Below are 12,993 nucleotides of genomic sequence, written 5' to 3'. Positions count from 1 at the left end.
TGCCGACCGATCCGGCTTCGCGCGGCCTCCGGCGCCCAGGATCCGCGGCCGGAAGCCGCCGGCCCCGATCGCGTTGCGCGGTGAGCCGGATTGTCCGGACGCTTCAGCGACGATGATGACGATGGTGGCGACGCGGACGCATCACCCCGTACCGTGAGGTGATCCGAGCGCCGCGGTGCATGCCGGCGAAACGGCCGTTGCCCTGCGCCGCCGCGTCCCGATCCAGGCCGTCACCGGCCGCAAAGCTCGGATTGGCTGAGGCGACCAGCAGCCCGACGAGCATGGTGGCACCGAGGAGAAGTGACTTCATCGTCCATGATCCCTGAAGATCGCCGTATCCCGGCGACGGATTCGGGCCACATGGGTGCCGCTGGCAATCCGGGGCGACGCGCAGGTGGATGCTGCAGGGATGGAGCAGGAAGCTTCGCGAATATTGATGGATCTAATCTTTTTGGAACATTCGTATCATGGCGCCCGCCGGCCATTGCCCGCTGATCGCGTGCCGACACCGATGGAATCGATCCGAACGTCCAAATGGCCGCAGCTTTCGACAAGATACTCCGGTGGGATCGCGGTCTCTTGGGTAAGGTTGCGTCCGGGTCGCGCTCCTCCGGCGCAATCCAGACGCAGTCGACCAAGTACGGAGAAGCCGGGTGGCGCCAGTTTGCAGGCACGGTGCAGACATTCAGACGGTGACGCCGAGCGCGCGAGGCTGTGAGGACTGCCTCCGGATCGGCAGCGCGTGGTTTCACCTGCGAATCTGTCGAACCTGCGGTCACGTGGGCTGCTGTGATCAGTCGCCCCTGCGTCACGCGACAGCCCATTTTCACGCGACCGGGCATCCCATCATCGAGGGATACGACCCTCCGGAAGGCTGGGGCTGGTGCTATGTCGACGCGGTCATGATCGATCTCGACGGTGACACCACACCTCAGGATGGTCCGATCCCACGGTATTACTGAGTTCGATCGCCTCCAGATCAGGAACGCGATCGGCGGATACCGAAACTGGAACGTTTGCTGGCGGCGGTGAGGCGTGAGGTTTTCGATCCGTCCCGGCACCGCGCATCCGTTCCACCGCCTCCGGATGTCAAGCGGCGCATCGCCCGGAGCGCCCCTCGGGACGCCAGGTTTCTCTTGCAGCGAGGGTTGTACGGTGACCATCACGGATCTGTCGTTCCGCTACCGCCTCGAGACGCAACCGCCTCGCCTTGGACCCGGAGGCATCACCCGCGGCGCCTCTGTGAAACAGTTTCCTGCGAGTCAGGGCATTGCCGGCGTATCCATGCGGCTCGCGCCCGGCGGGATGCGGGAGATGCACTGGCACGCCAACGCTGCCGAATGGGCCTACGTCGTTTCGGGGTCCTGCCGCACCACGATCCTGAACCCCGACGGCGGCTCGGCGATCGACACCTTCGGCCCCGGCGACGTCTGGTATTTCCCGCGCGGCTGGGGGCACTCGATCCAGGGGCTCGGACCGGAGGAGTGCCACTTCATCCTCATCTTCGATAACGGCGACTTCTCCGAAGACCACACCTTCAGCGTCACGGATTGGCTGGCGCATACGCCTGAGGCCGCCTTGGCACAGAACCTCGGCCTCGCACCGGCGGATCGCGCCGGCTTACCCCGGGGCGAGGCGTACTTCGCCCTGGGGCCCGTGCCGGACGACCGGTCGCCGGATTCTGCGCCCCGGGCGCGGCCGGAACTGACGTCGCGGCATCGGTACCCGCTCCACGCACAGGAACCGCGGCGCGTCCCCGGAGGCGGCACCCAGCGCACCGTCACGGTCGACGAATTCCCGCTCTCGACCACGATGGCGGGATCGGTGCTCGAGATCGAGCCGGGGGCGATGCGGGAGCTGCACTGGCACCCGAATGCGGACGAATGGCAATATTACCTGGACGGATCGGCCGAGATGGCCGTGTTCCTGGCCGAAGGCCATGTCGTCGTCGAGAGCTTCGACGCAGGCGATATCGGCTACGCCCCAATGGGATCGGGACACTACATCCGGAACACGGGGCCCGGCATCCTCCGGGTGCTCATCGGCTTCAACAACGGGCATTACCAAGCCAACGATCTTTCGGCCTGGTTGGGCTCGAACCCGCCGGACGTGCTGGCGACCAACCTGGGTGTACCGCGTCCCGCGGCCGAGGCGCTGACGCGCCGGCGGGGCTTTCTGATCCCGGGCGCCTGATCGTCGCTCTGCCGGGCAGCGCCGCCTGGAAAGCCCCACCGACTGGCCGACGCCGGTCCGGCGGGGAGCGTCCCTCACCGAGGGCAGACCGGGACCGATCGGTTTGGTCAACGCTGCCGCGTCGCCTCGATCCCGAGTTGATGCGCCATCAGCACGAGGTCCGCGAGCGAGCGGGCCTGCATCTTCTCCATCATGCGGCGCTTGTGGACCTTGGCGGTGATCTCCGTGATCCCGAGTTCGGCGGCGATCTGCTTGTTCATCAAGCCGCCGATCGCACATCGCAGCACATCGCCTTCCCGCGCCGTCAGCGCTCCGAAGCGCCTGGACAACGCGTCCTGAAGGCGGCCGGCCCGCAAGGTGGCGGCGTCCATCTCCAGCGCGCGATGGATGGCCTCGAGCAGCACCATGTCGCCGACCGGCTTGGTCAGGAACTCGACCGCACCCCCGCGCATCGCCCGCACGGTCATGGGAATGGTCCCGTATCCGGTGAGGAAGATGATCGGCACCGTGCAGCCGGCATCGCGCAAGGTCTCCTGGACCGTCAGGCCGTTCTGCTCGGCCAGGCGCACGTCCAGCAGGATGCACTCCGACGCTTCGCGCGTCCGGGTGATCGGCAGCGTGGTTGGATCTTGATGGGCGACCGCCGCGAGGCCGGCCGACCTGCACAGACGGGTCAGCGCACTGCGTACAGCCGGATCGTCGTCGACGATGTGAACGGTTGCTTCCGGCATGTCACTCGCAACGCCAAACGTGTCGGATCCGGGAGGAGCGTCCCGGAAGGTTCCCATGATGCCGTACCGCGCCGGCGTTCACAGCAAGGTTCGTGCACGGCGACGGCCTCCGGTCGTTCCCATGACGCCTCCTCCCCCTGATCGGGCGATCCGCCCGGCCCTCGACGCGGCGCGTCCAAGCCCGACTGTTGATTATCGATTGATCAACAATGGTGCGGCCTTGGCCGCCTGTCAATGCTGTTTATCGCTCGATAAAGAATGTCAGGCCAGCTGGCATGCTATGCGATTGCGGAGGTCTTGATCGCGCCGAGGAGGGATCCGAATCGTTTATCGTTTGATCAGCCCAGCCACCATGGTAACGAGGGCTCATGGCTCGTTCGCCCAAGTCGAAGCCCGGCCCTGCTGGTCCGCTCACCGCCTCCCGACGCTCCCAGAATTCTGCCGAGCGGGGCCAAACCGGGTCGCGCAGGCGGCTGTCGCCCATCGATCGTGAGAAGAGCATCGCCGCTGCAGCCGTCGCGTTCTTCGCCGAGCGCGGCTTCGAAGGTCAGACGCGCGAACTCGCCTCGATACTGGGGATCACGCAGCCGCTGCTCTACCGCTATTTCCCGAGCAAGGAGGCTCTGATCGAGCGCGTCTACCAAGACGTCTTCGTGGGGCGCTGGGATCCGTTCTGGGAGGAGACGATCAAGGATCGAAGCGTCCCCTTGGAGACGCGGCTGACGAAGTTCTACGTCAGTTACGCCAACGTCATCCTGACGCCGGAGTGGGTCCGGCTCTTCATGTTTGCGGGTTTGAAGAACCTGGATTTCAACGCCCGCTATCTGAATTTCCTGCGCGACCGCGTGTTCGAAAGCGTGGTCGAGGAATTGCGGACTCATTTCGATCGACCGTCGATCAGGGATGTGCCCGCATCGAACATCGAGATCGAGATCGTTTGGTCCATCCATTCCTCGATATTCTACCTCGGCGTGCGAGAATTTATCTATCGCCTTCCGCCGGACGGAAACATCAAGGACATCATTCAGGCCAAGATCCAGACGCTCCTCGGGGGTGTCGCCACGGTGCTTCCGCCGGCCGAGCACGCGACCTGACGGCGGCGTCCCCGCGGGCGCGCGGACCCGGAGCGGTTCAGCCGGCGGCCGAGTCCCGTTCGATCGACCGGCGCCAGCGGCCCGGGCTCATGGCCTCCTCACGTGCGAAGACGCGGGTGAAGTGGCTCTGGTCGGCGAAGCCGCAGGCCAGGGCGATGTCGGCCAAAGACAGGTCTTGCGCGCGCATCAGGTCCTTGGCGCGGGCGAGGCGCTGCCGCACGAGCCAGGCATGGGGCGACACCCCCGTGGAGCAGCGGAAGGCGCGGGCGAAATGGCTGGGTGACAGGCCGCAAGCCGCCGCGACCGACGGCAGGCTGAGCGATTGCGCGAGCGCATCGCGCATCCGATCCTGAGCGCGCTTGAGTTGCCAGGGCGCGAGACCGCCGCGCGCGGGCTCCACGGCGTCTGCGAAGGTCGCGTAGGTTGCGAGCAGGTGGGCCGCCAGGGCCCGGCCGAGTTGGTTGCGGAACACCGTCGCCCCGCGATCCGCCCGATCGAGCGTCGCGCAGGCGCGCAGCGCCAGATCGCGGATCGTGGCATCGTTCAGGCGCCGGCCGCAGGCCTCCGTCAGCGCGTCGAGGGGGTTGGCCCGGCCGGAACGAAAGCATGCGGCAATCTCCCCGAGCAGCGCGCCGTGGAGCGTGATGTGCACGGCTCCGGGCGAGACAGCGATCGCGTGGGGTTGCCGCAGATCCACGAGCAGAACGTCGCCGGGTTGGGGCCGGTCACGCTCCGCGACCGGCCGATCCGTCGGCAAGACCTGCACGAGCAGGGCGTCGCAACGCGCGATCGACGAGGGGACATCCGACGCCTCCACTCTGTAGGCCAGGATGTCGGCCCCGTCCGACCCCGTTGCGGGCCAGCCTCGCGGCCGCCGAGGTGGACAGTGGGACGGCACGATGGCCCGCTCCCAGGCGCGCACCGCGGACGAGCCGAGGCGAGTCTCCGACCGATCGGGGCGCGAGGGGGATGCATCGAGCATCGTAGTCTCTCCTGTCTCTGCAGGAAAAACGATATCTTCGCTTCGGTTATAAAGTATTCATCGAGTTTGCGGCACTTTTCGTCGATCTTGCTCTTCTAAATCGCACGCCTAGCTGATGAGCCTCCGATATTCGGACGGCGTGTGACCTTTGACGCGCTTGAACGCCGTCCCGAAGGCAGCCTGGCTCGAGAATCCGGAACGCAGGGCGATGTCGAGGATCGGGGTCTTGCGGTCGGCCAGAAGCCGGCAGGCACAGGCCAATCGTTCCCCGCTGACGTAGCCGTAGGGTGTCTGTCCCGTCACACGCTTGAACATCCGGGCAAAGTGAAACGGGCTCAGGCACGCGACGGCGGCGAGTTCGTTGATCGAGAGATCGCGCTCGAGATTGTCGCGGATGAAGGCGATCGCGCGCTGAATCCGGTCGGGACAGGCGCCCTCCTCCGAGGTTGCGCCGGCCGCGTCCGGGCGATCGTGCCCGTAGGCCTGGGCGATCCGCGCGGTGAGGGTCAGCGCGGCGGTCTCCACCATCATCCGGCCCGCCGAACTCTCCTCCACGAGTTCGCCGAGGATCGACAGGGCGATCTGGCGGATCAGCGGATCCTGGACATCCGCGAGGTAGCGCACCGTGTCGGCCCGGATGCGGGCATCGCCGTACAGGTCGGCCAGGGCCTTGAAGCGGTCGACCGGCAGGTAGATGTGCAGGATCTCGGTGAGCGGCGCCGAGATGTTGATGTCGTCCTCGCCGACACCCACCGGGCACAGCCAGATCGTCCCCGCCTCGACGGGCGTCTGCTGGCGCACGCCCGCGCCCTTCCGGCTCACCCGCGCGCCGGGACTGCGCCGCGTCGCCAGGGTGATCTCCATCTGGCTCGGCACGATCGCCGGCAGGTCTCCGGACGGATGGGAGCGGAGCTCGGCCGCGACGCCCGTCCAGCCCCGCGCGTGGGACGAAGCGAGCAAACCTGCGTTCGGAAACTTGATGATGCCGTGCCGATACAAGTCCATGGCGGCAACATGCAATCCACGGTCGAATTGCGCCATTATACAGGCGTATCGGAGACGGGCCGGCACGATTTCCCTAAGCTGGTGGACCCGGTTGGATGAGTGGCATGCGGCAGGTCTTCTCGCGCTGGCCGAGCCTGGCGCAGACGTCCCACCAGCAGGTCACCGGCGACGACGACCTGCCGGCCTGGATGCGCGCGCCGGCATCCCGCCCCGCGGACATCGGCGCGGGAGACCTCGCCGCAGCGGGGCTGTCGGTCGGAATCCCGGTCGCCCTGGCCTTCCTGGCGGGCTCGACGGGCGCGTCGTCGAGCGGCGTCCTGCCGATCCTCTGCGGGATCCTGGCGCTTCTCGCTGCGGCCGCCACCGCGGCCCATCTCATGGCGCTGCGGCGAGGCCGGCGGAGCGCCGACCGTGCGTTCGAGGCCATCTACGAGCGCTCGGGCATCTCGATCTGGCGCGAGGATTGGACCGCCGTGGCCGACGCCGTCGCGGCCCTGCGCCGGGACGGAATCGTCGACATCGAGTGCCATTTCGCCAGCCACCCCGATGAGCTCCGCGCCCTGCGGGCGAGGGTCATCATCACGGATGTGAACGCCTTCACCCTGGAGGAGACCGGCGCGGCGGCCAAGGATGCCTATCTCGGCTCCCTGGATCGCCTGCTGCCCGACACCGACCAGACCTTCGTGCAGTGGCTCGTCGCATTCGGCCGGGGCGACCGCTTCTTTCGCTCGGAAGCCCACATCCTGGGCGCCGATGGGCGCGAACGCGACGTGCTGTTCACGGCGACGCTGCCGCAGGAGCGCGCGGCGTTCGCCGACGTGATCGTCACGTCGCTCGACGTCACGGCGTTCAAGCGCGCCCAGGCCCATCTCGCGGCGGCCGACACGGAACTCGCCCGGACCTCGCGGATCACCACGGTCGGGGCGCTCAGCGCCTCCATCGCCCACGAGGTCAACTCCCCCCTGGCAGCCATCGTCGCCAACGCCCAGGCGGCCCTGCGCTGGCTGCGCCGCGCCGAGCCCGACGTGGTCGAGGCCTCCCTCGCCCTCGACGACGTGGTGTCCGAGGCGACGCGCGCCCGCGATGTCGTGGCGCGGACGCGCTCGTATCTCAGCAACGCGCCGCGGATCGTCGCCCCGATCGACCTGGTCCAGGCCGCGCGGGACGCGAACCTCCTGGTAGAGCGCGAGATCCGCAGCCACGGCGCCACGATCCATCTCGCCGCCGAGGAGGCGATCCCGCCCGTCCCGGCAGATCTGATCCAGATCCAGCAGATCTTCGTCAACCTGCTGGTCAACGCGGCCCAGGCCATGGCAGACGCCCCGGGCCGGAAGGACATCACCATCGCGATCCGCCGGGTTGCCGCCTCCGTGGTGGTCGAGGTGGTCGACACGGGCCCCGGCATCGAGCCCGAACGGCGTGCGCGGATCTTCGAACCGTTCCACTCCACCAAGGTTGGCGGAATGGGAATGGGTCTGGCCATCTGCCGGAACCTGATCGACGCGCATGGGGGCGACATCTGGGTGGACGCCGCCCCGACGGGGGGCGCCGCCTTCCACTTCATGCTGCCGCTCGCCCATGGCTGAACGTCCCGTGCGCAGTCCCGTCGTCGCCATCGTGGACGACGATCCCTCGATCCGCTCCGCCCTCGATCGTCTGACGCGCGCGCTGGGATACGAAGCCCTCGTGTTCGACGGCGTGGAACCGCTGCTCGCCACGCTCGACCAGGCCAACATCGCGTTCGTGGTGACGGATGTGCAGATGCCGGGCTTGAGCGGGCTCGATCTCCTCAGGATCCTGGCGGGCCAGCGGCCGCATCTTCCCGTCATGGTGATGACGGCCTATCCGAGCGAGGCGACCCGCGAGCGGGCGCTCGCGCTCGGAGCCTTCGCGTATTACGCGAAGCCGTTCGAGGCGGACCAGTTCGAGCGCTGCCTGACCACCGTGCTGGGAGCCCGCCCGCTTTCACGTTAGGGGCGCGCCGCCGGGCTTGCCCAACGCCGTTCGGCACGAACCCGCGCGGCCGTCGGGACGACGGTGCGTTCGGCGCCGTGACGGCACAATCGCGACGCTTTCGTACAAGCGGGCGCGGGCGCGATACCCTTAGGAACCGTGCTCGGCCGTCCGGCGGAACGGCCTGAACGGAAGCGGATCAGGTACGGGGAACACCATGGCCACCGTTAAGACCCGGGACGGCACCGAGATCGCCTACAAGGATTGGGGTCCGAAGGATGCCCAGCCGATCATGTTCCATCACGGCTGGCCGCTCTCGTCGGACGATTGGGACGCGCAGATGCTGTTTTTCGTGCGGAACGGCTATCGCGTCGTCGCCCATGACCGCCGGGGTCACGGCCGCTCGGCGCAAGTCTCGGACGGCCATGACATGGATCACTACGCGGCCGATGCCGCTGCCGTGGTGGAGCATCTCGAACTCAGGAACGCCATCCATATCGGCCACTCCACCGGGGGCGGCGAGGTCGCCCGCTATGTCGCCACCTTCGGCCAGCCGCAGGAGCGTGTCGCCAAGGTGGTCCTGGTGAGCGCCGTCCCACCTCTGATGCTCAGGACCGAGGCCAATCCGGAGGGGTTGCCCCGCGACGTGTTCGACGGATTCCGCAAGGCGCTCGCCGAGAACCGCGCCCAATTCTTCCTCGATGTCCCCGCCGGTCCGTTCTACGGTTTCAACCGCGACGGTGCGAAAACCCTTCCGGGTGTCATCCAGAACTGGTGGCGGCAGGGGATGATGGGCAGCGCCAAAGCCCATTATGAGGGTATCGAGGCCTTCTCGGAGACCGATCAGACCGAGGATCTCAGAGCGATCACGGTGCCGACCTTGGTGCTGCATGGCGAGGACGACCAGATCGTGCCGATCGCCGACGCGGCGCTGAAATCGATCACGCTCCTGAAGAACGGAACACTGAAGACATATCCCGGATACCCGCATGGCATGCTGACCGTGCATGCGGATGTCATCAATGCCGACATTCTCGCCTTCATCAGACCGTGATCGTCGAGAGCCCGGCAGCATCGCCGAGGCGGGCATCGTTCCGGGGCGGGCGTTCGAGGATGGCCCACGTCCAACGAGGGCCATCCTCTCAACGCGGGGCCGGTGACGGGAGAGCCTTCGTCTCGACGCGGCCGAGGAAGTCGCGGGTGAGCCGGGCGATCTCATCCGTCGCCTCGTCCAGCGCGAAGTGCCCGGCATCGAGGATGTGCAGTTCCGCCTTGGGCACGTCACGCAGGTAGGCCTCGGCGCCCGGCACGATGAAGGAGGGGTCGTAGCGGCCCCACAGCACGAGCGTCGGCAGCCGATGCTCCCGCATCCAGGCCTGCCAAGCCGGGTAGGACGCGACGTTCGTGCGGTAGTCGGAGAGCAGCGCCGCCTGGATCTCCCGCTCGCCCGGCCTCGCCAGGATGGCGTACTCGTCGGCCCAGGTGTCCGGATTGTAGCGCTCTGGGTTGGGGCTGGTGCCGAGGTGGCGCTGCTTGGCCCCTTCGAGCGACGTGAACGCATCGAGCTGCTCGGGATGGGCTGCGGGATCAGCCCAGTACCGGGCGATGCCCTGCCATTTGGCACCGAGGCCCTCCGCATAGGCGTTGGCGTTCTGAACGATGAGCGCGCTGACCCGTTCGGGATGAGCCAGCGCCATGCGGAAGCCGACCGGCCCGCCGTAATCCTGCAGGAACAGCGTGTAGCGCTCTATGCCGAGCCGGGCGACCAAGCCTTCCATGGTCTTGGCGAGAGTGTCGAAGGTGTAGGTGTACCGGGCCGGCGACGGCGCGTCGCTCTGTCCGAAGCCCGGGTAGTCCGGGGCGATCAGATGGTAGCGGTCGGCGAGGAGCGGCAGCAGCGGGTCCCACTGCCGGGATGACGACGGATAGCCGTGCAGCAACAGGACCGTGGGCGCGTCGCGTGGGCCGGCCTCACGGTAGAAGATGCCGACGCCGTCGATCTCGACCCGGTGGTAGGTCGTCGTGGCCGAGACCGAGGGAATCGACTGCGCCGTGCCCTGCCCGAGGGCAACGGCGGTCGCGGCGGCCAGGAGGGTCTGCGTCGGCATGATCCGAACTCCTTCGGCGGCGGTGGGCGTTACGGTCGAGCGCGTCGACGACGGCATGCAGGTGCGGGAGGATCCATTCCCACGAGGAGGTTAGGACGTCGGGGCCGTGGAGAGGAAGCGTGCGGCCCGTCTTCTCCGTCGCCCTGCCGGCTCACCGCCGAGGCGGCGACGTTCAGGATCTTGGCGGCGGCCCGGACCGAACCCGCGCGCACGACGGCGAGGATGTGGCGAAGGGCCCGCTCGGTCACGATGGGCGCCACCGTGCCTGCGGCACCCCCGCCGTCAAGCCGGCGACGGCGTCGTTCCGGCGACCGGGCCACGGCGGTCGATGGCGACCGCCCCCTTCGCCAGGACCAGAACCGGTTCCTGGCGCTCGACGACGACCTGCGGCGCGCAGGCGGCGTCGAACGCGACGAGGTCGGCCCGCACGCCGGGGGCCACCGTCCCCGGGCCGAGCCCGGCCACCTTCGCCGGCACGGCGGTGACCGGATCGAGCAGAGCCGTGAGGTCCGCGTCGCTCCTGAGATCGAACCGGTACGCGGCGAGCAGGACGCGGTCGGTCATGCCGGTGACCGTGGACGGGTTCCAGCAGTCGCGTACGTTGTCGGTGCCGAAGCAGACCGCGACGCCGAGGTCCCGCAGGCGCGGGATCGGCGGGCACCGGCGTGTGCCGGGCACGCTGCTCACGAGGGTGATGCCCGCCTCGCGCAGCGCGTCTGCGATCCTGCCGAGCCGCAGGTCGTCGGCATCCGCCAGGGCGAAGGCGTGGCTGATGGTGACCTGTCCGCCGAGCCCGCTGGCCTTCGTGCGCGCGACGATCGCGTCGATCTCGTCGAGGCCGGCCTCGCCGCCGTCGTGGAGATGGATGTCGATGCCGCGGCCGTGACGCTCGGCCAGTCCGAAGACGGTGTCGAGCGGCCCGTCCCGGTCCCCGTCGATGCCGACGGGATCGAGGCCGCCGACGAGGTCGGCCCCCATCCGAAGGGCTTCGTCCAGGTCGCCGGCGACCGGGGCGCAGCGGAGGATCCCGCTCTGCGGAAACGCGACGACCTGGATCTGCATGCGATCGGACCAGCGGGCGCGCAGGTCGAGGATCTGCGCGAGGTGGTCCAGCCGGGTCACGTCGTCGATGTCGACATGGGTCCGCAAGCTGGTGGTGCCGCCGCGGAGCATGCGTTCGAGGAGCGCCTCGGCGCCCTGGCTCGCCAGTGGGATCCGGTGGGCCCGGCGGAAGGCCTTTTCGTCCTCGATGATCGCGCGGACGGATCCCTGCGCCCGGTGCGGCCGCCAGTCCAGGCCGAGCATGCACTTGTCGAGATGCACATGGCTGTCCGACAGGCCGGGCAGCACCAGAGCGCCGCCAAGATCGATCTCGCGCCCAGCGGGCGGCAGGGGTCGGTCTGGGGCGTGGAGCACGGCCACACGCTCAGCCTGGATGTCGATGGTGACCTGGCCGCCCGCGATCGTCGTGGCGTGCAGCAGGCGCAAGTCGCAGGACGCGCCTCCCGACAGGTCGGACCTCGTAGTCATCGCGAACCTTCCTCTCGGCGAGCCCGGTCGCAGCTACGCCAACTCGGGACCTGTGGCGTCAGGAAGCGCGCGCCCGGGTGCCCGCCTCGATCGAGCGCTTGGCCTGACGGATGACCTCTTCCGGCGTCGGCGGGTTGGCCGGATGGTAGGAGAGGCAGAGGGGCGTGCGCAGCTTGGCCGGCCGTCCAGAGCCCTCGGTGGCGAAGTAGAACTCCCCAGCCCCCAGCTTGCCGATATCGGCGGCCGCGCCTCCGTTCGCCGCGAGGATCTCCTGGGCGGCCGCGATCGTCGCGGGCGCGCTCTGCCGGCCGAGGAACTGCGTGGTGCAGTTGGAGACGACCTGGTTGTGGATGCCGCGCGGCACCTGCGTCGCCACGATCATCCCGAGGCCATACTTGCGGCCCTGGGCCACGAGCTTGATGCCGCTGCCGAGGCTCGGCGACGCCTTCTGGGCCGGCAGGAAGGTCTGCGCCTCGTCGACGACGTAGAGCATGCCGCGCGGGGACGGGTTCTTCTTGATCCAGCCGAACAGCGTCATCTGGAGCCGGTTCACGAAATCCTCGCGGGCCGCCTCCGATGCGAGACCCGACAGGTTGATCACCGAGATGCGGGTGCGCGCCGGGTCGGTCCCGAAGAACAGGTGCCGTGGGTCGAGCACCGTGCCCTCCACCTTCAGGAGCGGGTTCGTCGCCACGGCGGCGTGGAGCTGGTCCGCCATGCCGTGCCCGAGCTTGGCGGCGTTACCGATCTGGCTGATGCCGTCGGGCAAATCCGCGAGCAGGTCCATGAAGGCCGCGAGGTTGCCGCCGCCGCGCTCCGCGAAGCGGCGCAGCGAATCCGCCAGCACGCCGCGCTGGAGATTGGTCTTGGCCCCGGCCAGAGGCCCCAGAGTCTCGGCCGCCATCTCGATCGCCTGTTGGCGCTCGTCCCGATCCTCGCCCAGTTCTGCGAAGTCGGGCAGGACGGAGAGGAACAGCGGGTTGCCGGCATGCACGCCCGGCGTCCACACCACGACCTCGACCCGCTCGGCGTAGAGCGCCGCCTTGCGGTCGTCGTCCGGGGAAAACCCCTGCGGCCGCTCGGGCCAGCGATCGCCGAGCCGCGAGAGATCGTTGTTGGGGTCGATGACGATGGCCGGAAGCCCCGCGAGCGCGGCCTCCTCCACGAGGCGGCGCAGGAGCACGGTCTTGCCGGAGCCGGAGCCCGCGATGATCGCGGTGTGCCGGGGCAGGAGGCGCAGCGGCAAGCTCACGCCGGGCGCGTCGGGCGTGAGCCGATGCCCGACCGGAATCGCATCCGGCACCGATGGTCCGGGGGTGGGCCGATCCGGCCGGGCTCCCCTTCCCGCTGGGGCGTGAGCCGCCGGGGGCGCAGCGGGTGCTTGCGCGACGCCGGAA

General features: G+C 68.6%; 13 protein-coding genes and 1 pseudogene. 6 read left to right on the top strand and 8 right to left on the bottom strand.

Annotated features, from left to right (window positions below; genetic code table 11):
• Positions 1-103: 103 nt before the first annotated feature.
• Positions 104-310, bottom strand: coding sequence for a hypothetical protein (locus tag FV228_RS09165; protein WP_147854330.1), 207 nt, complete (start codon positions 308-310; stop codon positions 104-106).
• A gap of 343 nt (positions 311-653) precedes the next feature.
• Between FV228_RS09165 and FV228_RS09160 the strand changes: the two genes are divergently transcribed.
• Complete coding sequence (locus FV228_RS09160) at positions 654-962, top strand: UBP-type zinc finger domain-containing protein (RefSeq protein ID WP_147854329.1); 309 nt, start codon at positions 654-656, stop codon at positions 960-962.
• A gap of 124 nt (positions 963-1,086) precedes the next feature.
• Positions 1,087-2,193 (top strand): cupin domain-containing protein, encoded by a 1,107-nt coding sequence (locus tag FV228_RS09155; protein ID WP_147854331.1) that lies wholly within the window; start codon positions 1,087-1,089, stop codon positions 2,191-2,193.
• A 107-nt stretch (positions 2,194-2,300) separates the two neighbouring features.
• On the opposite strand, the gene FV228_RS09150 is transcribed toward FV228_RS09155, so the two are convergent.
• Entirely contained in the window at positions 2,301-2,924 is a 624-nt protein-coding gene (locus tag FV228_RS09150; RefSeq protein ID WP_147854328.1) for a response regulator, read from the bottom strand.
• 368 nt (positions 2,925-3,292) lie between these two features.
• On the opposite strand from FV228_RS09150, the gene FV228_RS09145 reads away from it, so the two are divergent.
• Positions 3,293-4,018, top strand: a complete 726-nt coding sequence (locus FV228_RS09145; protein WP_147854327.1) for a TetR/AcrR family transcriptional regulator — start codon at positions 3,293-3,295, stop codon at positions 4,016-4,018.
• 37 nt (positions 4,019-4,055) lie between these two features.
• Here the strand turns inward: FV228_RS09145 and FV228_RS09140 are convergent, their stop codons facing one another.
• Complete coding sequence (locus FV228_RS09140; RefSeq protein WP_147854326.1) at positions 4,056-5,000, bottom strand: AraC family transcriptional regulator; 945 nt, start codon at positions 4,998-5,000, stop codon at positions 4,056-4,058.
• A gap of 108 nt (positions 5,001-5,108) precedes the next feature.
• Positions 5,109-5,960 carry an AraC family transcriptional regulator gene (locus tag FV228_RS09135; protein WP_187277681.1) on the bottom strand — a complete coding sequence of 284 codons (852 nt, stop codon included), beginning with the start codon at positions 5,958-5,960 and terminating at the stop codon, positions 5,109-5,111.
• 149 nt (positions 5,961-6,109) lie between these two features.
• Here FV228_RS09135 and FV228_RS09130 point away from each other — a divergent pair, with 149 nt between their 5' ends.
• From FV228_RS09130 to FV228_RS09120, 3 genes are all read left to right on the top strand, one after another.
• Positions 6,110-7,591, top strand: coding sequence for an ATP-binding protein (locus FV228_RS09130; protein ID WP_147854324.1), 1,482 nt, complete (start codon positions 6,110-6,112; stop codon positions 7,589-7,591).
• A 7-nt stretch (positions 7,592-7,598) separates the two neighbouring features.
• Positions 7,599-7,979 (top strand): response regulator, encoded by a 381-nt coding sequence (locus tag FV228_RS09125; protein WP_187277680.1) that lies wholly within the window; start codon positions 7,599-7,601, stop codon positions 7,977-7,979.
• 196 nt (positions 7,980-8,175) lie between these two features.
• Positions 8,176-9,012, top strand: coding sequence for an alpha/beta hydrolase (locus tag FV228_RS09120; protein WP_147854322.1), 837 nt, complete (start codon positions 8,176-8,178; stop codon positions 9,010-9,012).
• An 88-nt stretch (positions 9,013-9,100) separates the two neighbouring features.
• Here the strand turns inward: FV228_RS09120 and FV228_RS09115 are convergent, their stop codons facing one another.
• The 4 genes and pseudogenes from FV228_RS09115 to FV228_RS09100 all read right to left on the bottom strand — a co-directional run bounded on the left by FV228_RS09115 (position 9,101) and on the right by FV228_RS09100 (position 12,899).
• The gene (locus FV228_RS09115; protein ID WP_147854321.1) at positions 9,101-10,066 is read right to left on the bottom strand and encodes an alpha/beta hydrolase; all 966 of its coding nucleotides are present in this window, start codon (positions 10,064-10,066) and stop codon (positions 9,101-9,103) included.
• Between the two features lie 143 nt (positions 10,067-10,209).
• Positions 10,210-10,314, bottom strand: a pseudogene (locus tag FV228_RS34120) (LysR family transcriptional regulator); the annotation flags it as partial.
• Between the two features lie 34 nt (positions 10,315-10,348).
• Positions 10,349-11,596, bottom strand: a complete 1,248-nt coding sequence (locus FV228_RS09105; RefSeq protein ID WP_147854320.1) for an amidohydrolase family protein — start codon at positions 11,594-11,596, stop codon at positions 10,349-10,351.
• 58 nt (positions 11,597-11,654) lie between these two features.
• Positions 11,655-12,899, bottom strand: a complete 1,245-nt coding sequence (locus FV228_RS09100) for an ATP-binding protein (RefSeq protein ID WP_246693873.1) — start codon at positions 12,897-12,899, stop codon at positions 11,655-11,657.
• Positions 12,900-12,993 lie beyond the last annotated feature (94 nt).

Origin of the sequence: Methylobacterium sp. WL18 (assembly GCF_008040015.1) — a bacterium.
Taxonomy (GTDB): Bacteria; Pseudomonadota; Alphaproteobacteria; order Rhizobiales; family Beijerinckiaceae; genus Methylobacterium; species Methylobacterium mesophilicum.
The sequence above is the reverse complement of the archived record's forward strand: the minus strand, read 5'-3'. Positions and strand labels throughout refer to the sequence as shown.

Excerpts from the sequence above, each read along its gene's own strand:
- FV228_RS09165 (WP_147854330.1), bottom strand. The coding sequence starts at position 310 with ATGAAGTCACTTCTCCTCGGTGCCACCATGCTCGTCGGGCTGCTGGTC.
- FV228_RS09155 (WP_147854331.1), top strand. The coding sequence starts at position 1,087 with ATGTCAAGCGGCGCATCGCCCGGAGCGCCCCTCGGGACGCCAGGTTTC.
- FV228_RS09150 (WP_147854328.1), bottom strand. The coding sequence starts at position 2,924 with ATGCCGGAAGCAACCGTTCACATCGTCGACGACGATCCGGCTGTACGC.
- FV228_RS09145 (WP_147854327.1), top strand. The coding sequence starts at position 3,293 with ATGGCTCGTTCGCCCAAGTCGAAGCCCGGCCCTGCTGGTCCGCTCACC.
- FV228_RS09140 (WP_147854326.1), bottom strand. The coding sequence starts at position 5,000 with ATGCTCGATGCATCCCCCTCGCGCCCCGATCGGTCGGAGACTCGCCTC.
- FV228_RS09130 (WP_147854324.1), top strand. The coding sequence starts at position 6,110 with ATGCGGCAGGTCTTCTCGCGCTGGCCGAGCCTGGCGCAGACGTCCCAC.
- FV228_RS09120 (WP_147854322.1), top strand. The coding sequence starts at position 8,176 with ATGGCCACCGTTAAGACCCGGGACGGCACCGAGATCGCCTACAAGGAT.
- FV228_RS09115 (WP_147854321.1), bottom strand. The coding sequence starts at position 10,066 with ATGCCGACGCAGACCCTCCTGGCCGCCGCGACCGCCGTTGCCCTCGGG.
- FV228_RS09105 (WP_147854320.1), bottom strand. The coding sequence starts at position 11,596 with ATGACTACGAGGTCCGACCTGTCGGGAGGCGCGTCCTGCGACTTGCGC.